This window comes from Paraburkholderia sp. FW306-2-2C-D06C, assembly GCF_058781505.1.
The window spans coordinates 32,847-56,322 of sequence record NZ_JBYSWU010000028.1 but is presented as its reverse complement, the minus strand read 5'-3'; the positions used below and the strand labels follow the sequence as shown (position 1 = coordinate 56,322).

Genomic DNA, 23,476 nt, shown 5'->3' with positions numbered 1-23,476 from the left:
AAGCGCTAAAGCGCCAACTCTGGTCGACAGCTTTGCATGGGACCAGAGTAAGCGCTAAAGCGCCAACTCTGGTCGACAGCTTTGCATGGGACCAGAGTAAGCGCTAAAGCGCCAACTCTGGTCGACACAGGAGACTAGCATGACTGACGCCGTAATCGTATCGACTGCCCGTACGGGTCTCGCCAAATCATGGCGCGGCGGATTCAACATGACGCACGGCGCGACGCTCGGCGGGCACGTGACGCAGGCCGCCGTCGAGCGCGCGAAGCTCGACCCGGCGCGCGTCGAAGACGTGATCATGGGCTGTGCGAATCCGGAAGGCGCGACGGGCATGAACATCGCGCGCCAGATCGCGCTGCGCGCCGGTTTGCCGGTCAGCGTGCCGGGCATGACGGTGAACCGTTTCTGCTCGTCGGGTTTGCAGACCATCGCACTCGCCGCGCAACGTGTGATCGCCGGTGAGGGCGACGTGTTCGTCGCGGGCGGCGTGGAGTCGATCTCGTGCGTGCAGAACGAGATGAACCGCCACATGCTGACTGAAGGCTGGCTCAGCCAGAACAAGCCGGAAATCTACTGGTCGATGTTGCAGACGGCCGAGAACGTCGCGAAGCGCTATTCGATCTCGAAGGAGCGTCAGGACGAATACGGCGTGCGCTCGCAGCAGCGTGCCGCGGCTGCGCTCGAAGCCGGCAGGTTCAAGGACGAAATCGTTCCGCTGACGGTGCTCGCCGGCGTCGCCGACAAAGCGACCGGGCGTCTCTACACGAAGGCGGTGACGGTCAGCGCCGACGAAGGCATTCGCGCCGACACGACGCTCGAAGGCGTGTCGGCGATTCGCACGGCACTGCCGGGCGGCGTGATTACCGCGGGCAATGCGAGCCAGTTCTCGGACGGCGCGTCAGCTTGCGTCGTGATGAACGCGAAGGTTGCGGAGCGCGAAGGTTTGCAACCGCTCGGTATTTTCCGCGGCTTCGCGGTGGCCGGTTGCGAGCCGGACGAGATGGGTATCGGCCCGGTGTTCGCGGTGCCGAAGCTGCTCAGGCAAGCGGGTCTCAAGGTCGAGGACATCGACCTGTGGGAACTGAACGAAGCGTTTGCTGTGCAGGTGCTGTATTGCGCCGACAAGCTCGGCATTCCGCACGACCGTCTGAACGTGAACGGCGGCGCGATTGCGGTCGGTCATCCTTATGGCGTATCGGGCGCGCGTTTGACCGGCCATGCGCTGATCGAAGGCAAGCGGCGCGGCGCGAAGCGGGTCGTCGTGACGATGTGTATCGGCGGCGGGCAAGGCGCGGCGGGCCTGTTCGAAGTGGTTTGATCCGGCTTGTGACGCGGTGAAAAGCGGGTGTCGTGTGGTTCGGTGCGAGTCGACGTTCAGGCGTGGAATCCGCGCCACCCGTTTTTTACCTGAGAGGCAGGCACCGTCAGCGGCACATGCATTGTACCGGCCGGTTTTGCGGCCGAAGAGCAGGGTCAAGCCGGGCTGCTTGTCAAGCCGGGCTGCGCAGCAGGATTCTGACCAGGTTGGACAGGCTGCGCGCGGTCTGACGGACGAAGCCGTTGTTTTCAGGCCGCTGCGGTTGAACAAGGAACACCGCCGCGCGTGGGGGGGCTGCGCTGATCGACACGACGCCGCGCTGTGGCGTGACGTATTGCTCGCCTTCATGCACGGTGATCCTTGTGGGCATGACGGCGTCGCCCAACCACGCCAGCGAATGGTCGCGAAAGCCGAGTTGCAGATTGCCTTCGACGGCCACGATCGAGGTTCGCGCCTGCAGGTCGAGCAGGGTCGCCTGACCGGCGTGAAGGTGTGAGCTGGCGGCTTCGCGAGGCAACGAGGCGCGGGATTGACTGGCAGGCATGATCGATTCCTTTAAACCGTTTTCATGCCATCAAGCTTATGGAGTCCGTCGAAGTGAAAACAGCCGCAGCCATCTGCAATGTGAACCGGTGCAGCCGAAGGTTTTCGCATGCTGTATCGGTCGCAATCGCGGGGATGTGTATCTGTTGCGGCGCGCGAACAGTCCGCACCATCGGCTCATGACCCATTCGACCCTCGCGCCTGAAGCGCCACAAGACAGCTTGCCCCTGGACAGCCGGCCTCCTGATGGCCGGCCTCCGGAGAGCCGCCCCCAAAGGAGCCCGTCCCCGGAGGGACAGCCCCCGGACAGCCGGCCCCCGGATGGCCGGCCCCCGGAAACCCGGCCTCCGGATGGCCGGCCCCTCTACGTCCAACTGGCCGACCAATACCGTCGCGCGATCGACACCGGCGTGCTGCGCCCCGGCGACCGCATGCCGTCGATGCGCGCGTTCATGCAGCGCCACGGCGTGAGCCTGTCGACGGCGACCGAGAGCTATCGCGCGCTGGAACGCGCCGCGTTGATCGACGCCCGTCCGCGCGCCGGTTATTTCGTGCGCGCCCGGCTGACGGCGGCCTTGCCCGCGGCGAGCGAACCTGACCTCGCGGTCGCGCCTGGCGGCGCGCAGTTCGTCGGCATCCATTCGGCCATTTCGGCGATCGTGTCGAAATTCCAGCGCTATCCCGACGCGCTGAATCTGGGCGGCGCCACCGCTTCCCCCGATCTCTATCCCACCGACGCGTTGCAGAAAGCCGCCTTGCGCGCATTACGCCGCCGCCCGACCTTGCTGACCGCCGTCGGCCACGATCAGGGCGATCCGGCGTTGCGCGCGATCATCGCGCGCCGGGCGTTCGACGTCGGCATCCAGATCGGCGCCGACGACGTGATCATGACCCACGGCGGCATCGAAGCCGTGAACCTAGCGTTGCGCGCGGTGACCCAACCCGGCGACACCGTCGCGGTCGAATCGCCATGCTTTTTCGGCTTGTTGCAGGCGCTGGAAAGCCTCGGTTTGCGCGCGCTGGAAATCCCGGCGAGTCCGTCGACGGGCCTCGCGGTCGAGGCCCTGGCGTTCGCGCTGCAAACGCATCCCGACATCAAGGCCGTGGTGGTCGTGCCGAATCTGCAAAACCCGCTCGGCAGCGTGATGCCCGATGCGCACAAGGCGCGGCTCGTCGAACTGTGCGCGCGCGCCCGCATCCCGCTGATCGAAGACGACCCCTACCGCGAACTCGCCGACGCCGCGCAGCCGCCCAAAGCGTTGAAGGCGTGGGACACCGACGGCACGGTGATCCACTGCACGTCGTTCAACAAGACGCTCGCGCCTGGCATGCGGGTAGGCTGGATCAACGGCGGACGCTGGCATCCGCGTATCGGCATGCTGAAGTTCGCGCAGTCGCGGCATAACGAGCAGTTGTCGCAAGTGGTGCTCGCCGAGTTTCTCGAAACGAATGCGTATGAGCGGCATCTGCGGCGCTTGCGCGACCGTCTGCGGATCCAGCGCGAACGGATGGCAGCCGCTATCGCCGCATCGTTTCCGGAAGGAACGCGCTTTACGCCGCCGTGCGGCGGGATGTTTTTCTGGATCGAGTTGCCCCGCAATGTATCTTCCGCGAGTTTTTTCGATGCCGCTCTGAATGAAGGCATACGCGTGATGCCGGGGACGGTGTTCTCGAACGCGGGGCGCTTCGATCATTTCATTCGCTTGAGTTCGCCGAGCACGGATCTCGATCTCGCGGACGAAGCGGTGCGCAGGCTAGGGCGTCTGGCGGCGCGGATGGTGGCACGAGTGGTAGCACATGCAACCTGATCCGATCGGCCAGCCGGCGCGGCGCCCGCGCATGTGCGAACGCCATACCGGGTATCATTTCCTGCTGCGCGTGCGCGGCAGGCAGCGCACGTTCGAGCAGCCTGAAGCCTGCGGACTTTCGCGCGACCCGTCAGCGCCGAGCGCGGATGGAGAGTCCCCAGCCCAACGAATTGAATCGAAGAAGGTAACCCCGTGATCCGTCATATTGTGATGTGGAAGCTCAAAGAAACCGCCGAGGGCGCAACCCGTGCGGACAATGTTCTGAAGCTGAAAGAAAAGCTCGAAGGCTGCCGCGACATCGTGCCGGGCATCCTGAAGCTCGAAGTCGGCATCGCGCAGCCGGGGCTGGAGTCGACCTACGACGTCGTGCTGGTCTCCGATTTCGCCGACAAGGCCGCGCTCGACGCGTACCAGGTTCATCCGCAGCACGAAGCGCTCAAGGGCTTCGTCGGCGCCGTGCGTGAAGCGCGCCAGTGTGTCGATTACGAAATCTGAAAGCAGCGCAATGACCGATTCGTCCTCATCCAAAGCGAACAGCGCGGCGCTGCCCGAGAGCCCGTTCGTCGACCGGCTCGGCGCGCAGCTCGTCTCGGCTGCCGACGGCGTCAGCGAGGTCATGCTGCCGTTGCAGCCGGATCACATGAACACGTGGGACGTCGCTCACGGCGGCGTCACGATGACGCTGGCCGACGTCGCGCTCGCGATGGCCGCGCGCAGTCTGGCCGGCGACGGCGTCGGCGTGGTCACCGTCGAGATGAAGGTCAACTTCATGCAGCCGGGGCGCGGCGAGTTGCGCGCCACCGGCCGCGTGCTGCACCGCTCCACGACGATGGCCTATTGCGAAGGCGAGATCCGCGACAGCGAAGGTCACTTCGTCGCCAAAGCGCTCGGCACCTTCAAATACATGCGGCGCCTCGCCGTGGGCCGCGACGTGACGCAACAGCGTCTGCGCAGCGATCCTTCCGCCAAACCCGGACCAAGCGACGGCTGATTCTCCGTGGACGGCGCGTATCGGGAACCGCGCGCGCCGTCGGTGCCTTCGCAAACGTTGTTCGCATCATTCGCCGTTCGCATCATCCGCGCTGTTCACAACAGCGCACAACATCGACCCATGGAGACGATCGTCATGCCCCAGATCAACCGTCAGCTCGTGCTCGCTTCGCGTCCGCAAGGCGCGGTCACGCCCGATAATTTCAAGCTCGTCGAAACGCCGCTCGCGCCGCTTGCCGATGGCGAATTCCGCGTGCGCAATCATTTCCTGTCACTCGATCCGTACATGCGCGGCCGGATGAACGACAGCAAGTCGTACGCGGCGCCGCAGCCGCTGAACGAAGTGATGATCGGCGGCACGGCGGGCGAAGTGGTCGAGTCGAAAAATCCGAAGTTCGCAGTCGGCGACAAGGTTGTCGCGATGTTCGGCTGGCAGGAGTACGGCACCTCGAACGGGGCGGGCGTGCAGAAAGTCGACGACACGCACGTGCCGCTGTCGGCGTATCTCGGTCCGGTCGGCATGCCGGGCGTCACCGCCTGGTACGGGCTGAACAGAATCATCGCGCCGAAGGCGGGCGAGACGGTGGTGGTCAGCGCGGCGAGCGGCGCCGTGGGCAGCGTGGTCGGGCAACTGGCCAGGCTGGCCGGCGCGCGCGCGGTCGGCATTGCGGGCGGCGCGGACAAGTGCCGCTACGTGGTCGAGACGCTCGGCTTCGATGCCTGCGTCGATTACAAAGCCGGCAATCTGTATCAGGATCTGAAGGCGGTGACGCCGGACGGCGTCGACGGCTACTTCGAGAACGTCGGCGGCGAAGTACTCGACGTGACCCTCGCGCGCATGAACGCGTTCGGCCGTATCGCGCTGTGCGGGTTTATCGCCGGTTACGACGGCCAGCCGATGCCGCTCAAGCATCCGTCGCTGATGCTCACGCAGCGTCTGCTGGTGCAAGGCTTCATCGTCAGCGAGCACATGGACGTGTGGCCGGAAGCGCTCAAGCAGCTCGGCACGCTGGTCGCGCAGAAGAAGCTGCAGTATCGCGAGACCATCGCGCAAGGGCTCGACCAGGCGCCGGAGGCGTTCATCGGTCTGCTGAAGGGCAAGAACTTCGGCAAGCAGCTCGTCAAGCTGATCTGATCTATCTGAGCCCGGCTGAAGAACAGCTCAACCCAGGAGGCACACGATGTTCGAATTCGAAGGCAAGGTGGCGGTGATCACCGGTGCGGCGAGCGGCTTCGGCCGCGCGTTCGCGGAGAAGGGCGCGTCGCTCGGCATGAAGCTCGTGCTGGCCGATGTCGATCCCGCCGCGCTCGCGCAAACCGTCGACGCATTGCGCGCCGGCGGCGCCGAAGTGCTCGGCGTGCCCACCGACGTCGCCAGCGCCGCCCAGGTCGAAGCGCTCGCACAAGCGGCGCTCGACGCCTTCGGCAAGGTTCATCTGCTGTTCAACAACGCGGGCGTGGGTTCGGGCGGCTTCCTGTGGGAAAGCTCGGCGAACGACTGGGCGTGGGTGTTCGGCGTCAACGTGATGGGCGTCGCGCACGGCGTGCGCGTCTTCACGCCGATCATGCTGCGGCAGAACGAGCCGGCGCATATCGTCAATACGGCGTCGGTGGCGGGCCTGCTGTCGCCGCCCGCGATGGGCATTTACAGCGCGTCGAAGCACGCGGTCGTGTCGCTCACCGAGACCCTCTATCACGACCTGCAATTGGCACAGGCGGCACAAGCGGCACAAGCGGCGCCAGGCGGCGAGGTCGGCTGTTCGCTGCTGTGTCCGGCCTTCGTGCCGACCGGCATTGCCAACGCGGAACGCGCGCGGCCCGAGGCGCTGCGCAACGACACCGGGCCGACGCGCTCGCAAATCGCCGCCGGCAAGCAGCTGCAACGCGCGGTGCAGTCCGGCAAGCTGACGGCGGCCGACGTCGCCGCGCTCACGTTCGAGGCGATCAAGACGCGGCGTTTCTACGTCGTCACGCATCCGGGCATCATGGAGACGGTGAAGCTGCGCCACGACGACATCGAACAGCAGCGCAACCCCACCGATCCGCTGTCGCTGAAGCCTGAGGTAAAGAGCGAAAGCTAGCCGCTCATGGCATCATACGGCGCTCGTTCCGCTCACCCTCGGCGCACCCGCGCCACTTGACGCACAATGCCGCTGAATCCGAAACTCGAGCAGGTGCTCGACATGATCGCGCGCGCCAGGCGCCCGCCGTATCACGAACTGACCGCGCAACAGGCGCGCGCGTCCTACGAGAAAAGCGCGCCGATTCTGGAGATCGCGAGCGCGCCGATGTTCGCGCTCGAGGATCTGCAAGTACCCACGCGCGACGGCGCGGCAATTCGCGCGCGCCTTTATCAACCTGTCGAGGCGAGCTGGGCTGAGCCTGCGCCCGCGCTGGTCTATTTTCATGGCGGCGGCTTCACGGTCGGCAGCGTCGATACGCACGATGCGCTGTGCCGGATGTTCGCGCGCGATGGCCGCTGCACGGTGCTGTCGGTCGATTACCGGCTCGCACCCGAGTACAAATTCCCCACTGCCGTTGACGATGCATTCGACGCACTGACCTGGCTGCACGCGCACGCCGCGCAATACGGCGTGGATGCCGGACGGCTCGCGGTTGGCGGCGACAGCGCGGGCGGCACGCTGGCAACGGTCTGCGCGGTGCTGGCGCGCGACGCCGGCATCGAGCTTGCGCTGCAATTGCTGATCTATCCAGGCACGACCGGTTATCAGCAGACCGATTCCCACTCGCGTCTGGCCGACGGCTTTCTGCTGTCGGGCGACACGATCCAGTGGTTCTTCGAGCAATACGTCCGGAATGCCGGCGATCGCGACGACTGGCGTTTCGCGCCGCTCGACGGCAAGCGCGGCGCGCCCGATTTCAGCGGCCTCGCGCCTGCCTGGATCGCGACCGCCGAATACGATCCCTTAAGCGACGAAGGCGATGCCTACGCGGAAAAGCTGCGTGCGGCGGGCAACGAGCTCACGCTAAAACGCTATCCGGGCATGATCCACGAGTTCTTCAAGATGGGCGGCTTTGTGCCCGAGGTCGCGCGGGCTCATGCGGATGCCGCGGCGGCCTTGCGCGCGGCGTTCGGCGTCGTGGAGTTCGATATCGGGTAACGGCCGCGACGCTTCAGGCGATCGCGCGTTCGACGTTGAACGCGAAGCTGCGCTCGAAGTCGCCGGGCCGCACGATCCGGTGCGAGCCGTTGTCGTCGCTGCGCTCGGCGACTGCCACGCCGATCACGTCGCCGTGTACGAGCACCTGCAGCGCGGTGGTGCCGCGCGTGCCGTATTCCGGCGTTTCGATAAACGCCGCCGACAGCGCCCGTTCGCGTTCGAGTGGAATGCCGGTGGCCGGCAATTCGTCGTCGCGGGCGAGGCGCGGATCGCGCAGCAGATCGATCAGGCGTTCGAGCGGCGGCGCCGGATCGCGTGCGAGCAGGGCGCCCAATTCCGCGCGCTTGTTGACCAGCTTCGGCCACGCGGTGTCGAGCACCGCGTTCGAGATGCCGTGCGTGCCGGGTGCAAGCAGCGTCGGCGCGGTGTCCGCGCGATTGCAATACCAGCCGAGTTCGCGCCGCGTCCAGTCGCCGATCAGCAGGTTGAAGCCGTTGTAGATGTCGCCGGTTTGCGCGACATGTTGCAGGTAGTCGAGCGGCGTGGCGTGGTTTCCGTTGTTCCCGTTGGCGGAGCCGATGAGCCAGTCGCTGACGAGCGTGCCGCGGGTCGGCGCATCGGCGCGCATTTCATGCGGCGCGCGATAGTTGGTCAGCGCGGCGAAGCGGCCGTCGCGCGACATCCCCAGCCACGTGCCGCCGCCCACCAGATCGCGGCCGGCGAGCACGGTGGGCGCGTCATGCCACCAGTTGATCGGTTCGGCGGTGCGGCGAAAGAATTCGTCGCGGTTCGCGGCGAGCGTGAAGAGCGGGCCGTTGGCCGCGTCGGGCCGCCAATCGAAGACGATCAGGCACATCGGGCGGAGTCTCCCGGTGGGGATGGGTGAAGTACAAACGACACAAACGCCGGGGAAAACGACGCGAAGTTGCGTCGCTCCAGCCCAGCAGATCAAGCCTCGGTCGGCAACCCGTACGGCAGTTGCAGGAACCGCAACGCCGGGCCATCCGCCGCGCCCAGATGCACCGAGCCGTTTTCCAGCGCCGCGAGCTTGATCTCCGCCAGCAGATCGACGCCGCCGTCCGGTGCGGACGCCGCGTTCACCACCATCCCGCATGGCTGGCCCGGGTCGTCCGAGTGGAACAGTTCCGCGCCGGCCTTGACCGTGTCCGGTTCGCCCGCCACGTTCGCGAGCGATGTGCGCCGCTTGATGGTGCCGCGATACTGGCTGCGCGCCACGACTTCCTGACCCGGATAGCAGCCTTTGCGGAAGTTCACCGCGCCGAGTACGTCGAAATTGACCATTTGCGGCACGAACTGCTCGACCACCGGCTGCGTGATGCGCGGCTCGCCCGCGCGAATGTCGAGCCAATCCCACACCGCCGGCGAGACGCGCTTGAGCTTGTCATCGAGCAAAGGCAGGCGGGCCTCGATCCCGGCTTTCGGTCCGATCCACAGGTAACGCAGCCGGCCGAGCGCATCGGGCACGCGGATCAGCGAACCCGCCGCGCCGTCCACCTTCACGTGCACGCCGTCCGGCAGCGCGTCGAACACGCTGGAGAGCGCGCGGCGCACGTCGCCCGCGAGGCCGACCACCGCCAGTTCGCCGCTCGCATCCACGAGTCTGGCCTTGGCGCGCAGCACGAACATCGAGAGCCGCTTCTGCACCGCGGCCTGGACGTCTTTCGACACCAGCAGGCGGATCGTCTCGCCGCTGCGCCACGTCAGAAACGACGCCAGCAAACGGCCCTTCGCCGAGCAGTAACCGGCGAGCCGCGCATTGGCGGCGTCGAGATGCTGGGTGTCGTTGGTCAGCTGGCCGTGCAGGAAGCTGGCCGCGTCGTCGCCGGTCGCGTCGATCACGCCGAACTGCGTGAGCGGCATATAGGCGCCTTGCTGGACCACGGCGTCGAATTCATCGGGAGCCGGGCGCGGCAGCGTGGGGAGCCCGGCAGGTGAAGAAGATGCCGTAGCAGCGGTGCCTGCGGAGGTGCCTGCGGAGGTGCCTGAAGCAGTAGCGAGCGGTGTGTTCATGGATTCGGAGAACAGTCAATTCTGACTTTAGCTAAGGCAAACAAGTATTATATGAGCTTCACCCCAGCCACGTTTCGCATGTCCCTCCTGAAGAAATGTCTCGTCGCCGGCTCAATCGTCGTTGTGCTGGCCGCAGCCGCCATTGCCGGCGGATATCACTGGGCCAATAGCCCGCTCGATTTGACTCCTGCCCAACTCGACGTCACCGTCAAACCGCATAGCAGCCTGCGCAGCGTCACGCTGCAACTCAACCGCGGCGGCGTGCCGGTCGAGCCGGAACTGTTCGTCATCATGACGCGGCTGCTCGGGCTGCAAAGCGAGCTGAAGTCGGGCAACTACGAGTTCAAGACGGGCGTGACGCCCTATGAAGTGCTGCAAAAAGTCGCCCGTGGCGACGTCAACGAATACGTGGCGACGATTATCGAGGGCTGGACTTTCAAGCGCATGCGCGCCGAGCTGGACGCCAATCCGGCGCTCAAGCACGACACCGCCGGCATGAGCGACACCGATCTGATGAACGCGATCGGCGCGCCGGAAGCGGCGATCGGCAACGGCGAGGGGCTGTTTTTCCCCGACACGTATCTGTTCGACAAGGACACCAGCGATCTCGACGTGTACCGCCGCGCGTACCGGCTGATGCGCGTGCGTCTGGACGAAGCGTGGACCGCGCGCGCGGCCAATCTGCCGTACAAGACGCCGTACGACGCGTTGACGATGGCGTCGATCATCGAAAAGGAAACCGGCAAGAAGTTGGACCGGCCGATGGTCGCGGCGGTGTTCGCGAACCGTCTGCGGGTGGGCATGCCCTTGCAAACCGACCCGACCGTGATCTACGGAATGGGCGAGAGCTACACCGGCCACATCAGGAAGAAAGACCTGCAGACCGACACTCCCTACAATACCTACACCCGGACGGGCCTGCCGCCGACGCCCATCTCGCTGCCCGGTGTCGCGTCGCTGCAGGCAGCGCTGAACCCGGCGCAAACCACCGCGCTGTACTTCGTATCGCGCGGCGACGGCAGCAGTATCTTTTCTGACACCCTCGGCGATCACAACAAGGCCGTGGACAAATACATTCGAGGGCAATAATGGCGCGGGGCAAATTCATCACGTTTGAGGGTATCGACGGCGCCGGCAAGACTACCCATCTTGCCTGGTTTCGTGAGCGCCTCGAACAGAAAGTCGCGGCAAGCGGCCGCTCGGTCGTCATGACGCGCGAACCGGGCGGCACGCCGCTCGGCGAGCAGATCCGCGAGATCGTGCTGCATCAGAAGATGGACCTCGAAACCGAGGCGCTGCTGATGTTCGCGCTGCGCCGCCAGCATCTGGCGGATGTGATCGAACCGGCACTGGCGCGCGGCGACTGGGTACTGTCGGATCGGTTCACCGACGCCACCTTCGCGTATCAGGGCGGCGGCCGCGGCCTGCCGCGCGACAAGCTCGAAACGCTGGAGCGCTGGGTGCAGGGCGGCTTTCAGCCGGATCTGACGGTGTTGTTCGACCTCGCGCCCGAGATCGCCAACGAACGGCGCAGCGCGGCGCGCGACCCGGATCGTTTCGAGAGCGAATCGGAGGCGTTTTTCAACCGCGCGCGCGCGGAGTATCTGCGCCGCGCGGAAGAGGCGCCATACCGGTTCGCTATCATTGACTCTTCGCAGAGCGTCGCCCGTATTCAGAAGCAACTTGAAGAGTTGATCACAAATCTTTGATTTTAAAATAATATAATCCTGCGTTATAGCGGCGCTGATGATTCGTGCGATGTCTCATCAAGCGCCGTCAACCGATTGAATTAAAAGAGAAACGATGATTTATCCGTGGCAAGCCGATGACTGGAATCGCCTACAACAGTTGCGCGGTCACTGGCCGCACGCCTTGTTGCTGCATGGGCAGGCTGGCATCGGCAAGCTGCGCTTTGCCCAGCATCTGGCGCAGGGCCTGCTGTGCGAGGCGCAGCAGGCCAATGGCGAGCCGTGCGGCGCCTGTGTGGCGTGCAACTGGTTCTCGCAGGGCAATCATCCGGACTACCGGATCGTCGTGCCCGAAGCGCTGGCTGCCGAAGCGGGCCTCGCCAGCAACGCCGACGAAAAAGCCGACAAGGCCGACGCCGATGAAGGCAAGAAAACCCGCACGCCCAGCAAGGAAATCAAGATCGAGCAGGTCCGCGGCTTGCTCGATTTCGTCGGCGTCGGCTCGCATCGCGGCGGCGCGCGCGTGGTCGTGCTGTATCCGGCCGAAGGGCTGAATGTCGCCGCCGCCAATGCGCTGCTGAAGACGCTCGAAGAACCGCCGGCGGGCGTGGTGTTCCTGATGGTGTCGGCGCGCATCGATCGCTTGCTGCCGACCGTCATCAGCCGTTGCCGGCAATGGCCGATGACCACGCCCGCCCCGGATGTCGCGACGAAGTGGCTGGCCGCGCAAGGCGTGGCCGACGCCCCGGCGTTGCTGGCCGAAGCCGGCGGCGCGCCGCTCACGGCGCTCGCGCTCGCCGGCGACGAAAACCGCGCACTGCGCGACTGGACGCTGAAGCAACTGGCGGCCGGTCCGGATTGCGACGCCTTCGCTTGCGGCGAAGCGCTGCAGAAACTGCCGGTGCCGCTGGTGCTCGGCTGGCTGCAACGCTGGACGTACGACTTGCTGGCGCAGCGCACGGCCGGCGCGCCGCGCTATTTTCCGCAGGCGTCGGCGGCGTTGACACGCTGTGCGTCGCAGGCCGACGCCAGCGCGTTCGCGCGTTTCATGCGGACCGTGACGCGCCAACGCGCTGTGGAGAACCATCCGCTGAACGCGCGGCTGGTGTTCGAGGAACTGTTTATCGGCTACCGCGAGCTGTTCGCGTAAGCCTGCTGCTTTCGTGCGCGGGCCTTGTCGGCGCCTCGCTCCCGGGCCCGTCCGCTGTTCCGCCTTTCACCCCAGGTTCAATACACCATGACCCTTTCCTACCGCGACGCCACCCTCGACGACTTGCCGGCGATCGTTGCCATCTACAACTCGACTGTGCCGTCGCGGCAAGTGACCGCCGATCTGGAGCCGGTCAGCGTCGAAAGCCGGGTGGCCTGGTTTCACGCGCACGGTCCGCAAAAGCGTCCGCTGTGGGTGGTGGAAGATCCGCAAACCGGCAGCGTGATCGCATGGCTGAGCTTTTCGGATTTCTACGGCCGCCCGGCCTATCAGCGTAGCGCCGAAGTCAGCATCTATCTGGACGAAAGCGCACGCGGCAAGGGCCTCGGCAAGCGGTTGCTGGCCGCCTCGCTCGCGGCGGCGCCGGCGCTCGGCATCGACACGGTGCTCGGATTTATCTTTGGCCACAATGAAGCGAGCCTGCGCCTGTTCCGCGGCTTCGGCTTCGACACGTGGGGTTCGCTGCCGCGCGTCGCGGTGCTGGACGGCGTGGAGCGCGATCTGGTGATTCTCGGCAAGCGGCTCGGCACGGCCGCCGCCTGATCCACCTCAAGCTATTTATCAGCAGGACACACCATGTTTGTCGACTCGCACTGCCATATCAACTTCGAAGGACTCGCCGACCGCCTGCCGCAGGTGCTGGAGAACATGCGCAGCCATTCGGTCACGCACGCGCTGTGCGTGTCGGTCGATCTCGAGACGCTGCCGTCCGTGCTGGAGATCGCCAGTCAGTATGAGAACGTTTATGCGTCGGTCGGCGTGCATCCGGATCACGAGGATATGCGCGAGCCGAGCGTCGCCGAGCTGATCGAACTGGCCACACATCCGAAAGTGGTCGCGATCGGCGAGACGGGGCTCGACTACTACCGCCTGGAAGGCCGCACGATCGCCGACATGGAATGGCAGCGCGAGCGCTTTCGCACTCATATCCGCGCGGCGCACGCCACGCAAAAGCCGCTGATCATTCACACGCGTTCGTCGTCGGAAGACACGCTGCGCATCATGGCTGAGGAGCGCGCAGGCGAGCCCGGCGGCGTGATGCATTGCTTCACCGAGCCGTGGGCAGTCGCCGAGCAAGCCCTGGCGCAAAATTTTTACATATCGCTGTCGGGCATCGTCACGTTCAAGAGCGCGACCGACGTGCAGGATGTCGCGCGCCGCGTGCCGCTCGACCGGCTGCTGATCGAAACCGACTCGCCGTACCTCGCGCCGGTGCCGTATCGCGGCAAGCCTAATGAACCTGCATACGTCAGTTATGTCGGACGGTTTATCGCGCAACAACGCGAGATGCCGGATACGGCGCTGGCCGCTGCGACCACGCAAAACTTCTTCCGGCTTTTCAAGATCCCCGCGTCGGCTGGCGCGTGATCGACAAAGATTAAATATATCAATAGGATAGGGAAATTTCCTAAAGCAAAATATGAGAAAAAATTCGACTTCGATCGCAGCGTTTGAACAGACTTCAGCCGCGCCGAATGCTTTCGGCTCCGCGCGCCGCGGCCTGTCCCGTTTTGCGTACGCCGCCACGCTGGCTTGCGCCGCGCTGAGTTCGGTGATTGCGACGCCGGCTGAGGCCGCGCCGATCGACTCGCTGATCAAGTCGGTCAAGTTCGACGACGTCGACGGCGTCAACAAGCTGCTCGCCAAGGGCATGGACCCGAACAGCGTCGACAACCAGGGCATTCCGTTGCTGGTGCTGGCCGCGCGCGAGAAGTCCGACAAGGTGGGCGCCGCGCTGATCGCCAATCCGAAGACCGACATCGAGATCCAGGACAAGGCCGGCGAAAACGCGATGATGATGGCGGCGTTGAATGGCGACATCGACTTCGTCAAGCTGCTGATCGCGAAGGACGCCGAAGTCAGCAAGAAGGGCTGGGCACCGCTGCACTACGCGGCGGCGAACGGCCACGACGATATTGTCAAGCTGCTGCTCGACCATTCGGCCTATATCGACGCCGGTTCGCCCAACGGCACCACGCCGCTGATGATGGCCGCGCGCGGCGGTCACGTGTCGACCGTCAAGCTGCTGCTCGACAACGGCGCGGACCTCACGGTGAAGAACCAGATTGGCCTGACCGCGCTCGATTTCGCGAAGACCTATAAGGAACCGGACGTGGTCGAGGGGCTGACCGCGCGTTTGCAGCAAATGCAACAGAAATAAAACGCGCGGGGCGTCCGACGGCCGGAGCGCTGAACCGGCAATTGAGCCTTAAAAGGGCGGCAGTTCGCACGACTGCCGCCTGGCAAAACAGTGCAGAATGACGGCTTTGGCGCGCCGTGTTGGGCGCGCCCTCCGGATGCGGCACCCGACCGCCTCATAAACACCCCTGGAAAGGAACACCATGCTGCGGGCTTTGATTTTCGCCAGCGCGCTTGCCATACCGCTATCGGCAGCTGCGTTTACGGGGGGCGACCTCAACAAGCTGTGCACGAAGACCGATGTGGCGTCGCGCAGCGCGTGCGCCGCGTATATCGAAGGCGCCGCGGACGGCATCTTCAATACGATCGACGCGATCGGCGGCACCACTGGGCCGCGCGTCGGCCAGTACTTCTGCTTGCCGCAAGACGCGCGCTCGGCGCAGCTCACCGACGCGGTGCGCAAGTACATCGCGGAAAACCCGATCGTCGCGGGCTATAACGCCAGTACGGCGATCTCGCTGGGGCTCGGCAAGGCGTTTCCTTGCAAGAGCGGCAGTTGATTTCGATTTGAATTACGGCTAACGCCGACGTGCTCGCTACGGGCTCGTTCGGCGGTTCGGCCGGCTTGAGCGGTACTGTTTCAACCCGGCGCGATGCCGGTTAAAACCGGGTTTGAACCCCGGCCGCGCTTTCAGAAGTTGCCCGCGGCGGCCGTCTTTCCCAGTCCGGACGGACGAATGCCTTGGCCTTGCACAGGCGTGCCGTGCAGGCGGGGCGGCGGATGCAGCAATGCATAGCCGGCGTGCCGTCGTAGCGCTCGCGCCAATGTCATCAACCGGGCAGCTTCGGCGCTTACACCCGCTCCGGAGGCTGCCTGCTGCTTGCCGGCAGCCGCTTCACCGCCTGTCCACCCGGCGGCGTGGCCCGCGCGGCGCGCACCACGCAACACGCGACGTCGCCGCCGCCCGGTCGCCGGTTTCGTTTTCAGCCACCTAGAGGACAACGCCCCCATGCCCACTTTCGACGAATTGAGCCGTATCGCGGAAGCGCCGCTGCATACGTGGCTCGGCGCCTTGACCGTCTCGGTGATCGCGGCGCTGCTGGCCGCCGGCGTGCATCGGGTCGGCGCGCGCATCGTCACGCGGATCGCGCGGCCGTATCCGCTCACCAGCGTCGTGCTGCGCTATATCGACAAACCGTCGCTGTCCGTCCTCGTGATCCTTGCGCTGGAAGCGGTCTGGTGGGAGGCGCCCGACACCCTCACGTTCATCACGCCGCTGCGCGACGGCGCCGCGATCGCGCTGATCGGCGCGCTCACCTGGCTGTCGGTGCGCTCGGCGGCGGCGATCGGCGAGGCGATCATCCAGGCCCATCCGCTCGATACCGCCGACAACCTGCAGGCACGCCGCATCCATACGCAGGCGCGGGTGCTGGCGCGTTCGGTGATGCTGGTGATCGTGATCATCGGCGTAGGCGGCGCGCTGATGACGTTTCCGAATGTGCGGCAGATCGGCGCGAGCCTGCTGGCCTCGGCGGGCGTGGCCGGTCTGGTCGCCGGTATTGCGGCGCGGCCGGTGCTCGGCAATCTGATCGCCGGCTTGCAGATCGCACTGTCGCAACCGATCCGGCTCGACGACGTCGTCGTGATCCAGGGCGAGTGGGGGCGTATCGAGGAAATCACCGGCACGTATGTGTCGGTGCGCTTGTGGGACCAGCGGCGGCTGATTGTGCCGCTGCAATGGTTCATCGAGAATCCGTTCTCCAACTGGACGCGCAGCAGTTCGCAGATCATCGGCACGGTGTTTCTGTACGTCGATTACCGGATGCCGCTCGCGCCGTTGCGCGAGGAGCTCGCGCGCATCGTCGAGAACGCGCCGGAGTGGGATCGCCGCGTGCAGGTGCTGCAAGTCACCGACGGCACCGAGCGCTCGATGCAGTTGCGCGCGCTAGTCAGCTCGCTCGATTCAGGCTTGAACTGGGACTTGCGCTGCCGGGTCCGCGAGGGGCTGCTCGACTTCATTCAGAAGCACTATCCACAATACTTGCCGAGAGCCCGCGCCGAAGTATCGGCCGAACTGGAAAGCGGCAAGGACGAGCCGCTCGACTGGGTGCCGCGCAGCGCGCAGACGCCCGCGGGCAGCACCGCGGCGCACACCGAAGCCGATCCGGTGGCGAGCCGCGTGGGCCTTGCGCAGGCGAGCGGTCCGCAGCACAAGCAGAAGGAAACGGCGTAGCGGGGACGCTCGTGTGCAGATGCGTGCGGCGGGCGGTGTGTGCCGCGCCATGCGAACCAAGGAGGACAACCAGGATGGGCCGACTGATCGTTGTGTCGAATCGCGTCGCAACGCCGACGGAAACCAGAGGATCGGCGGGCGGCCTCGCCGTTGGCGTGTTCGGCGCGCTCAAGGATGCGGGAGGCGTGTGGTTCGGCTGGAGCGGCGACGTGGTGAGCGAGACCGTCGCCAATGCCGGTCCGAATCTGGAGCAGGACGGCGCGGTGACCTTTGCGACCGTCGGCCTCACACGCAAGGATTACGACCAGTACTATCGTGGCTTTTCGAACGCGACGCTGTGGCCGGTGTTCCACTACCGCAACGACCTCGCGCGCTACGAGCGTGAAGAGTATGCGGGCTACCGGCGCGTGAACGCGTGGCTCGCGCACAAGCTGATCAAGCTGCTCGAACCCGACGACGTGATCTGGGTTCACGACTACCATCTGATCCCGTTCGCCGAAGCGCTGCGCTCAGAAGGCATCACGAACCGGATCGGTTTCTTCCTGCACATTCCGTTTCCCGCGCCGCAGATTCTGCTCAACATTCCGCCGCACGAAGAGCTGGTGAAGTCGCTGTCGTGCTACGACCTGTTGGGTTTCCAGACCACGACCGATGAACTCGCTTTTCACGACTACGTGACGCGCCACGCGCGCGGCAGCGTGAGCGCGGACGGCCACGTCGACGCATTCGGCCGCAAGCTGCGCACGGGCGTCTATCGGATCGGCGTGTTTCCCGACGAAATCGCCGAGCAGGCGAAGCGCTATGAAAGCCGTCAGCATGTGCTCGACCTGAAACAGAGCCTCGAAGGCCGCAAGCTGATCATGAGCGTCGACCGGCTCGATTATTCGAAGGGACTGGTCGAACGGTTCCGTGCGTTCGAGCATCTGCTGGAGCGCTCGCCCGAATGGCGCGGCAATGTCACGCTGGTGCAGATCGCACCGCCAACCCGCTCGGACGTCGCCACCTATCAGAAGATCCGTCAGGATCTGGAATACGAAGCAGGGCGCATCAACGGACGCTACTCGGGCCTCGACTACACGCCGATCCGCTATCTGAATCAGCAGTACGACCGCTGGAAGCTGATGTCGCTGTTTCGCGAGTCGCAGATCGGCTTTGTCACGCCGTTGCACGACGGCATGAATCTCGTCGCGAAAGAGTATGTGGCCGCGCAGAATCCCGACGATCCGGGCGTGCTGGTGCTGTCGATTTTCGCCGGCGCGGCGGCGGAGCTGAGCGGCGCGCTGCTGGTCAATCCGCACGATGCGATCGGCATGTGCGAGGCCTTGCAGCGTGCTTTGCAGATGCCGCTCGATGCGCGCCGGCGGCGTCATGAGATCAACATGGCGGCGCTGCGCAAGAACGACCTCGGCGTGTGGCGTGATACCTTCCTGAATGATCTGCGCAGTGTGACGCTGCAGAAACCGGGTAACGACGGCGGGCATAAATCATGGCGCGCGTGAACGAGATTGCCGGGGGCGCAGGGGTTGCCGAACGTGCCGGGGTTGCTAACCTAAGCGCCGGACCTGATCGCCGGACCTAAGCGCCGGATGTAAACGCCGGATGTAAATTGAATGTAACAGCGCCGAGGAATTGAAAGGGCCAAGCGCTTTTTATTGCGCCCTGATGAATAATGCTTGGATGCGGATGGTGCAGGCGGCCGCGCGGCACTCCGTTGCATTGATCGGAGATGCCGGCGCTGTCATACTCAGCGTCCCTGATGCGCCGGTAGTGCGTCCCGCCGCAGGCCAAAAGCGGCCCAAGCCGCCCGTTCACGGAGACAAGATATGAAGATTGCGCAGATCGCCCCTTTGACCGAATCGGTGCCGCCGAAGCTGTATGGCGGCACGGAGCGCGTCGTGTCGTACATCACCGAGGCGCTGGTCGATCTCGGCCATGACGTGACGCTGTTCGCGAGCGGCGACTCCGTCACCAGTGCGAAGCTCGAAGCGGTATGGCCGCGCGCGCTGCGTCTGGACCCGGGCATACGCGACCGCATCGCGCCCCATATGCTGTTGATGGAACTGGTGCGCCGTCAGGCCGAAGATTTCGACGTGCTGCATTTCCACCTCGACTACTACTCGTTTTCGGTCTTCAAGCGGCAGGACACGCCGTTCGTCACGACCATGCACGGCCGCCTCGATTTGCCCGAGCAACAACCGGTGTTCGACACCTTCAACACCGCGCCGGTCATTTCGATTTCGAATGCGCAGCGTCATCCGTTGCCGCAGGCCAGGTGGCTCACCACCGTCTATCACGGCTTGCCGGAACAGCTCTACACGCCGCAACCGGTCGAGCAGAAGTACCTTGCGTTTCTCGGCCGCATCTCGCCGGAAAAGCGGGTCGACACGGCGATCCGCATTGCCGGGCGCTGCGGCATGCAGATTCGCATCGCCGCGAAAGTCGATGCCGCCGACCGCGAATACTTCGAACGCGACATCCGGCCTTTGCTGGATCTGCCGTACGTCGAGTACATCGGCGAAATCGCGGATAACCAGAAGGCCGAATTCCTGTCCGGCGCGCATGCGCTGCTATTTCCGATCGACTGGCCGGAGCCGTTCGGTCTGGTGATGATCGAGGCGATGGCGTGCGGCACGCCGGTGATCGCGTTCAATCGCGGCTCGGTCCCCGAAGTGCTGGAAGAGGGCGTGACGGGCTTCATCGTCGAAGACGAGATCGGCGCGGTGGCAGCGGTGAATCGCTTGCACAAGGTGCCGCGGGCGGGTGTCCGGCAACGCTTCGAAGAACGCTTCACCTCGCACCGGATGGCGCAGCAATATGTGGACGCGTATCAATCGGTGATTCGCGCGCAGAAACGCTCGCGCTTCAAGGTGATTGATACGTCGGGGAGCTGAGTTGCGCTGAGCCGCGGCGGGCGGCTGCGCAAAAAAGAACGGCGGTGCAGTGCGCATCGCCGTTTTTTATTGCCGCTGCACCGGGCTCACAGCCCTGGCGTCAGCCTGATGGAACATGGACTGCGTTTGCCCCGCGTTTGCCCCGGTTACCGCCGCGTGCGAAACCGGCGGATCAAACGCGGACCTGTCAACCGGTAGCGCGCTTAGATCTTCAGGCGCGATACCTTGGTGCCCTGGAGCGATACATCGGCCATCAGGCCGGCATTGGTCAGCACGAACACTTCGACCGGCGCCGTTGCTGTGGTCGTATCGATCGCGCCGTTCGCGCCCACCTTGACCAGCGCCACCGAGGCGTCGCCACCCACGGCCCAGCCGTCCGAGTTGCGGAATTTGTCGAGCGAATCCTGCGTCATGAACAGGAAGATGATGGCCTTCGACTGCGCACCGGCCTGCAGACCAAGTGAGCCGGAAATCGTGCTGTAGTAGCCGACCGTGCCGCCGCCCACGCGCAGCGCGCCTTCGCCGTACTGGCCGCCGACGATGAAGCCCGCTTGCAGCACCGACGGGAACACGAGTACGCCGCGCGCCTTCGACACGAGTTCACGCGAACCCGCCACGGAGGTGAACAGCCGGGACATGGTGCCGTCGACGCTGGCGTCGATCGACTTGCGTTTGGATGCATCAGTGGACGCTGTGTCGTGGCTGCTCCCGCTCGTTGTACAACCGGCGAGTGCAAGGCTTCCGAAAGCGAGCGCAGCGGTAGTCGTCAGCATGAAGTTTCGTCTTTGCATCGTTTTTCTCCATCGTGGTTCCTGGGCGCAACCTCAAATGTATTGCCGGGTTGCCTTTGCGTTATAGCACACGCAAGCCTGGAACGTTTTCTTGGCGTTATCTCTAAAAGCCTTGTGCGGCGGGGCTTTGCGCCAGATCGCAAAACTCGATGCTGTAAATTTGACCGGCCGCAAGAGGCGCTTGCCAGCCGTTTGGAAAGTGCGGCCGAGTGGTGCCAGGCAGCATCGTGCCCGATAACTATCTGGACGAAGAAACCGGCACTCCGGCCGCGCGACCCCCCGTTTTTACTGATTCTTGCTTCGTACTTGCTTCGTGCGAATGGTGCTGAAATCGAATTGAAAGTGTTGTCGGGATGCTGCAACAGCGCATGGGTCGGTCGCTCGTCAGCTGTTGTTCGCCGGACTTTTCACCGGTGGCCGCCGCAACACGCGGCGGATGACGCCGATCACCGCGCCGATCACGAACAGCGTGATGGCCGGTACGATCCAGTAGCCAACGAAGGCGTGCCAGAGGTAAGCGAAGAGGGTCGAGCGGCGCACGCTGTATTCATCGCGGGCGTCCTGTTGACGCGGCGCGTTGGCGGCCAGCACGTCGGCCGGGCAGCCGGCTGTCTGCGCTTCGTCGGGTTTGCCGTGACAGCGCGCGGGTGCGCCAGCGGCGCGTTGTGCGTCGGTGAAATTCCAGGTGGTTAGCGCGCGGTCGAGGTCAACGGCGTTATACGCCATTTCCTCCCTGATCTCATTGACCGCGACGATCGCCACCGGCACCGCCCAGAATATGATGACGACCAGCCACCGCCTCAACCAGCGGTTTTTATGCTTCGATACCATCCTTGCCTCCGATCGATGCTCTTTGGCATCAACGACAAGATGGCGGCCCGTCTAATGTTGTGTGTGGGGGTGGGCCGTCTCCGCAGCCATCATAGAAGAAAAACGGCGCGTTCGCGCGAATGGGCTGTGAAGCGGCTTTGAAGGGACTGCGAAGCGGCTATGAAGCTCTTATGAAGCGGCTATAAAGCTCTTATGAAGCGGCTATGAAGCTGCTATGAAGCTGCTACGAAGCGGCGGGGCGGCAGGAAGGAAAAAGCAGTGACCGCGCCGGGGAGCGGCGCGGCCCTGTTCAGGCAAGGCGCGGTGACGCGCTGCGCGATTAGTTAGCCGGCGCGGACGACAGGCAGGTCTTCATGAACGCCTTGCGGTCGTCGCCTTTCTTGCCGGCGGCCTGCGTGTTGCACGCCTTCATCTTGTCCTGCTGGCTCATCGGCGCAGCGGCGGCCGGTTTCGCCGCCAAGCAGGTCTTCATGAAAGCCTTGCGGTCGTCGCCCTTCTTGTCGCCGGCCTGCTTGTTACAGTCGGCCATTTTCGTTTGCTGGCTGTTCTGCGCGAACACCGGCGAAACGAGGACCGCGCCCAACAACAGCGTTGCGATTGCGGATTGGATCTTCATGTGACACTCCCTTCGGTGGTGAAAACGTTTTTTTGGTGGTCGTGCGCGCGGGCATCAACGGCATCCAGGGCACCCTTGGCACGTCCATTGTGGCAATTGCTGTCTGCCAGAACGGACAAAAGCGCATTCCGGTTGACAAGCCGTGACGCTGGTTTTCCCTACCTGGCGGGGAAAGCAGAAGCCGCCATCCAGTGTAGGGACGGACGGATCGTAGCACTGTCAAGTTATGTTATGCATTCCAGATTAATTGGCCACGAAAAATTCAAACAGATCACCGCCATGGGTGATGAAATGATGAAAGATCCAGCAATGCAATCGGCATTGAGATTTTGGACAATTGAATTAGAAATAGGCAGGAAATTTCGCTGTCGATCGGAGGGTGATATCGACTCGAATTCCGCGCCGAGGTGCTGCCCATCTCATCTATCACGCATGCCAAGGAGGCTACGCCATGCACTACCTGTTGATGTACGACCTTGTGCCCGACTACCTCGAACGTCGCGGCGCGTATCGCGATGAGCATCTGAAACACGCACGGGCGGCGGTCGAGCGCGGCGAATTGCTACTCGCCGGCGCGCTGGCCGATCCGGTCGATACGGCTGTGCTGCTCTTCCAGGGCGACTCGCCCGCGGCCGCCGGAGCCTTTGCCGAGGCCGATCCGTATGTGCTTGCGGGTCTCGTGACGCGCTGGCGCGTGCGTCCATGGACGACCGTGGTGGGCGAGCACGCGTCGCAACCGGTGCGCTAGACGCAACGCCCTGAACTTCTTTCGAGCATCACGGACACCGATGCGAACGCATGCCTGAGGGCTGCCGTTCGCTGTTTCACCGCATCGCGCCGATTACGGGCAAGCGTAGTTGGCGCGGTGTTCGTGCGCGCTGCGTCAGCGATCAAATTCGTTCAAAGCGCAGCGAAATGATTCGCCGCGCATTTCGCCGATTTCATAAAGGCTATTCGCCGCTGATCCTTTGCCGTTTCGCTGCCCAATAGCGGGTTTCGGCGTCGGAGCCAACCGCCTTTCTGTTACGGCAATTCGAGAAATGACGCAGCAAAAAGGACAAGATTGTTTCCATCCGTAACACTTGTCTCAAGGATATTCACGCAAACCCTGGTGGTGGTATGCTTCGTGCACAAATTCTCCCATGCACGAGTGAGACCACGTTTTGTGCTTCGCAATAGGGACAAACCGCACTAACGCAGTGCGGCGCGGACTTACAAACAGAACGTACAAAACATATTTGTGCAACCGAGGGCTGTACACGGA

At 64.3% G+C, this 23,476-nt stretch carries 24 protein-coding genes; 18 read left to right on the top strand and 6 right to left on the bottom strand.

The genetic code is table 11. The features are described from left to right. The first annotated feature begins 139 nt into the window (after positions 1–139). Positions 140–1,318, top strand: coding sequence for an acetyl-CoA C-acyltransferase (locus tag AC3WLT_RS21355; RefSeq protein WP_492593677.1), 1,179 nt, complete (start codon positions 140–142; stop codon positions 1,316–1,318). Positions 1,319–1,490: 172 nt separating this feature from the next. Here AC3WLT_RS21355 and AC3WLT_RS21350 read toward each other — a convergent pair whose 3' ends face one another. Continuing rightward, positions 1,491–1,862 carry a hypothetical protein gene (locus AC3WLT_RS21350; RefSeq protein ID WP_492593676.1) on the bottom strand — a complete coding sequence of 124 codons (372 nt, stop codon included), beginning with the start codon at positions 1,860–1,862 and terminating at the stop codon, positions 1,491–1,493. A 220-nt stretch (positions 1,863–2,082) separates the two neighbouring features. Between AC3WLT_RS21350 and AC3WLT_RS21345 the strand changes: the two genes are divergently transcribed. The 6 genes from AC3WLT_RS21345 (at position 2,083) to AC3WLT_RS21320 (ending at position 7,781) form a co-directional block, all read left to right on the top strand. Beyond that, positions 2,083–3,669, top strand: a complete 1,587-nt coding sequence (locus tag AC3WLT_RS21345; protein WP_492593704.1) for an aminotransferase-like domain-containing protein — start codon at positions 2,083–2,085, stop codon at positions 3,667–3,669. A gap of 192 nt (positions 3,670–3,861) precedes the next feature. Then, positions 3,862–4,164, top strand: coding sequence for a Dabb family protein (locus AC3WLT_RS21340; RefSeq protein ID WP_492593675.1), 303 nt, complete (start codon positions 3,862–3,864; stop codon positions 4,162–4,164). Positions 4,165–4,174: 10 nt separating this feature from the next. Beyond that, entirely contained in the window at positions 4,175–4,660 is a 486-nt protein-coding gene (locus AC3WLT_RS21335; protein ID WP_492593674.1) for a PaaI family thioesterase, read from the top strand. A 135-nt stretch (positions 4,661–4,795) separates the two neighbouring features. Continuing rightward, positions 4,796–5,794, top strand: coding sequence for an NADP-dependent oxidoreductase (locus AC3WLT_RS21330; protein ID WP_492593673.1), 999 nt, complete (start codon positions 4,796–4,798; stop codon positions 5,792–5,794). 46 nt (positions 5,795–5,840) lie between these two features. Then, entirely contained in the window at positions 5,841–6,740 is a 900-nt protein-coding gene (locus AC3WLT_RS21325) for an SDR family oxidoreductase (RefSeq protein WP_492593672.1), read from the top strand. Positions 6,741–6,806: 66 nt separating this feature from the next. After that, positions 6,807–7,781, top strand: a complete 975-nt coding sequence (locus AC3WLT_RS21320; protein WP_492593671.1) for an alpha/beta hydrolase — start codon at positions 6,807–6,809, stop codon at positions 7,779–7,781. 13 nt (positions 7,782–7,794) lie between these two features. On the opposite strand, the gene AC3WLT_RS21315 is transcribed toward AC3WLT_RS21320, so the two are convergent. Continuing rightward, a complete protein-coding gene (locus AC3WLT_RS21315) occupies positions 7,795–8,637 on the bottom strand; it encodes an NRDE family protein (RefSeq protein ID WP_492593670.1) in 843 nt (280 codons plus the stop codon). A 92-nt stretch (positions 8,638–8,729) separates the two neighbouring features. Continuing rightward, a complete protein-coding gene (ygfZ, locus tag AC3WLT_RS21310) occupies positions 8,730–9,812 on the bottom strand; it encodes a CAF17-like 4Fe-4S cluster assembly/insertion protein YgfZ (RefSeq protein WP_492593669.1) in 1,083 nt (360 codons plus the stop codon). A 78-nt stretch (positions 9,813–9,890) separates the two neighbouring features. Here ygfZ and mltG point away from each other — a divergent pair, with 78 nt between their 5' ends. The 10 genes from mltG to AC3WLT_RS21260 all read left to right on the top strand — a co-directional run bounded on the left by mltG (position 9,891) and on the right by AC3WLT_RS21260 (position 19,974). Next, positions 9,891–10,901, top strand: a complete 1,011-nt coding sequence (gene mltG, locus AC3WLT_RS21305) for an endolytic transglycosylase MltG (RefSeq protein ID WP_492593703.1) — start codon at positions 9,891–9,893, stop codon at positions 10,899–10,901. Next, the gene (gene tmk / locus AC3WLT_RS21300; protein WP_492593668.1) at positions 10,901–11,521 is read left to right on the top strand and encodes a dTMP kinase; all 621 of its coding nucleotides are present in this window, start codon (positions 10,901–10,903) and stop codon (positions 11,519–11,521) included. The genes mltG and tmk overlap by 1 nt, the downstream gene beginning before the upstream one ends. Before the next feature lie 94 nt (positions 11,522–11,615). Continuing rightward, positions 11,616–12,650 (top strand): DNA polymerase III subunit delta', encoded by a 1,035-nt coding sequence (locus AC3WLT_RS21295; protein ID WP_492593667.1) that lies wholly within the window; start codon positions 11,616–11,618, stop codon positions 12,648–12,650. An 87-nt stretch (positions 12,651–12,737) separates the two neighbouring features. Further along, complete coding sequence (locus tag AC3WLT_RS21290) at positions 12,738–13,253, top strand: GNAT family N-acetyltransferase (protein ID WP_492593666.1); 516 nt, start codon at positions 12,738–12,740, stop codon at positions 13,251–13,253. Between the two features lie 33 nt (positions 13,254–13,286). Then, entirely contained in the window at positions 13,287–14,078 is a 792-nt protein-coding gene (locus AC3WLT_RS21285; protein ID WP_492593665.1) for a TatD family hydrolase, read from the top strand. A 52-nt stretch (positions 14,079–14,130) separates the two neighbouring features. Beyond that, the gene (locus AC3WLT_RS21280) at positions 14,131–14,871 is read left to right on the top strand and encodes an ankyrin repeat domain-containing protein (RefSeq protein WP_492593664.1); all 741 of its coding nucleotides are present in this window, start codon (positions 14,131–14,133) and stop codon (positions 14,869–14,871) included. A gap of 181 nt (positions 14,872–15,052) precedes the next feature. Beyond that, the gene (locus tag AC3WLT_RS21275; protein ID WP_492593663.1) at positions 15,053–15,409 is read left to right on the top strand and encodes a Rap1a/Tai family immunity protein; all 357 of its coding nucleotides are present in this window, start codon (positions 15,053–15,055) and stop codon (positions 15,407–15,409) included. A gap of 450 nt (positions 15,410–15,859) precedes the next feature. Next, positions 15,860–17,083 carry a mechanosensitive ion channel family protein gene (locus AC3WLT_RS21270; RefSeq protein ID WP_492593662.1) on the top strand — a complete coding sequence of 408 codons (1,224 nt, stop codon included), beginning with the start codon at positions 15,860–15,862 and terminating at the stop codon, positions 17,081–17,083. 74 nt (positions 17,084–17,157) lie between these two features. Further along, a complete protein-coding gene (gene otsA / locus AC3WLT_RS21265) occupies positions 17,158–18,582 on the top strand; it encodes an alpha,alpha-trehalose-phosphate synthase (UDP-forming) (RefSeq protein ID WP_492593661.1) in 1,425 nt (474 codons plus the stop codon). A gap of 324 nt (positions 18,583–18,906) precedes the next feature. After that, the gene (locus AC3WLT_RS21260) at positions 18,907–19,974 is read left to right on the top strand and encodes a glycosyltransferase family 4 protein (RefSeq protein ID WP_492593660.1); all 1,068 of its coding nucleotides are present in this window, start codon (positions 18,907–18,909) and stop codon (positions 19,972–19,974) included. A gap of 203 nt (positions 19,975–20,177) precedes the next feature. Here the strand turns inward: AC3WLT_RS21260 and AC3WLT_RS21255 are convergent, their stop codons facing one another. The 3 genes from AC3WLT_RS21255 to AC3WLT_RS21245 all read right to left on the bottom strand — a co-directional run bounded on the left by AC3WLT_RS21255 (position 20,178) and on the right by AC3WLT_RS21245 (position 22,212). Then, entirely contained in the window at positions 20,178–20,765 is a 588-nt protein-coding gene (locus tag AC3WLT_RS21255) for a BPSL1445 family SYLF domain-containing lipoprotein (RefSeq protein ID WP_492593659.1), read from the bottom strand. A 384-nt stretch (positions 20,766–21,149) separates the two neighbouring features. Beyond that, positions 21,150–21,596, bottom strand: coding sequence for a hypothetical protein (locus tag AC3WLT_RS21250; protein ID WP_492593658.1), 447 nt, complete (start codon positions 21,594–21,596; stop codon positions 21,150–21,152). Positions 21,597–21,915: 319 nt separating this feature from the next. Next, on the bottom strand, positions 21,916–22,212 hold the full coding sequence (locus AC3WLT_RS21245) for a PsiF family protein (RefSeq protein WP_492593657.1): 297 nt from the start codon (positions 22,210–22,212) through the stop codon (positions 21,916–21,918). Between the two features lie 451 nt (positions 22,213–22,663). On the opposite strand from AC3WLT_RS21245, the gene AC3WLT_RS21240 reads away from it, so the two are divergent. Further along, positions 22,664–22,960, top strand: a complete 297-nt coding sequence (locus AC3WLT_RS21240; protein WP_492593656.1) for a YciI-like protein — start codon at positions 22,664–22,666, stop codon at positions 22,958–22,960. The last annotated feature ends 516 nt before the right edge of the window (positions 22,961–23,476 follow it).

Coding starts and splice junctions, on each gene's coding strand:
- AC3WLT_RS21285 (WP_492593665.1), top strand. CDS start 13,287: ATGTTTGTCGACTCGCACTGCCATATCAACTTCGAAGGACTCGCCGAC.
- AC3WLT_RS21250 (WP_492593658.1), bottom strand. CDS start 21,596: ATGGTATCGAAGCATAAAAACCGCTGGTTGAGGCGGTGGCTGGTCGTC.
- AC3WLT_RS21325 (WP_492593672.1), top strand. CDS start 5,841: ATGTTCGAATTCGAAGGCAAGGTGGCGGTGATCACCGGTGCGGCGAGC.
- AC3WLT_RS21315 (WP_492593670.1), bottom strand. CDS start 8,637: ATGTGCCTGATCGTCTTCGATTGGCGGCCCGACGCGGCCAACGGCCCG.
- AC3WLT_RS21355 (WP_492593677.1), top strand. CDS start 140: ATGACTGACGCCGTAATCGTATCGACTGCCCGTACGGGTCTCGCCAAA.
- AC3WLT_RS21335 (WP_492593674.1), top strand. CDS start 4,175: ATGACCGATTCGTCCTCATCCAAAGCGAACAGCGCGGCGCTGCCCGAG.
- AC3WLT_RS21295 (WP_492593667.1), top strand. CDS start 11,616: ATGATTTATCCGTGGCAAGCCGATGACTGGAATCGCCTACAACAGTTG.
- AC3WLT_RS21245 (WP_492593657.1), bottom strand. CDS start 22,212: ATGAAGATCCAATCCGCAATCGCAACGCTGTTGTTGGGCGCGGTCCTC.
- otsA (WP_492593661.1), top strand. CDS start 17,158: ATGGGCCGACTGATCGTTGTGTCGAATCGCGTCGCAACGCCGACGGAA.
- AC3WLT_RS21255 (WP_492593659.1), bottom strand. CDS start 20,765: ATGCAAAGACGAAACTTCATGCTGACGACTACCGCTGCGCTCGCTTTC.
- AC3WLT_RS21330 (WP_492593673.1), top strand. CDS start 4,796: ATGCCCCAGATCAACCGTCAGCTCGTGCTCGCTTCGCGTCCGCAAGGC.
- AC3WLT_RS21350 (WP_492593676.1), bottom strand. CDS start 1,862: ATGCCTGCCAGTCAATCCCGCGCCTCGTTGCCTCGCGAAGCCGCCAGC.
- AC3WLT_RS21320 (WP_492593671.1), top strand. CDS start 6,807: ATGCCGCTGAATCCGAAACTCGAGCAGGTGCTCGACATGATCGCGCGC.
- AC3WLT_RS21275 (WP_492593663.1), top strand. CDS start 15,053: ATGCTGCGGGCTTTGATTTTCGCCAGCGCGCTTGCCATACCGCTATCG.
- tmk (WP_492593668.1), top strand. CDS start 10,901: ATGGCGCGGGGCAAATTCATCACGTTTGAGGGTATCGACGGCGCCGGC.
- AC3WLT_RS21260 (WP_492593660.1), top strand. CDS start 18,907: ATGAAGATTGCGCAGATCGCCCCTTTGACCGAATCGGTGCCGCCGAAG.
- AC3WLT_RS21270 (WP_492593662.1), top strand. CDS start 15,860: ATGCCCACTTTCGACGAATTGAGCCGTATCGCGGAAGCGCCGCTGCAT.
- ygfZ (WP_492593669.1), bottom strand. CDS start 9,812: ATGAACACACCGCTCGCTACTGCTTCAGGCACCTCCGCAGGCACCTCC.
- mltG (WP_492593703.1), top strand. CDS start 9,891: ATGTCCCTCCTGAAGAAATGTCTCGTCGCCGGCTCAATCGTCGTTGTG.
- AC3WLT_RS21280 (WP_492593664.1), top strand. CDS start 14,131: ATGAGAAAAAATTCGACTTCGATCGCAGCGTTTGAACAGACTTCAGCC.
- AC3WLT_RS21290 (WP_492593666.1), top strand. CDS start 12,738: ATGACCCTTTCCTACCGCGACGCCACCCTCGACGACTTGCCGGCGATC.
- AC3WLT_RS21240 (WP_492593656.1), top strand. CDS start 22,664: ATGCACTACCTGTTGATGTACGACCTTGTGCCCGACTACCTCGAACGT.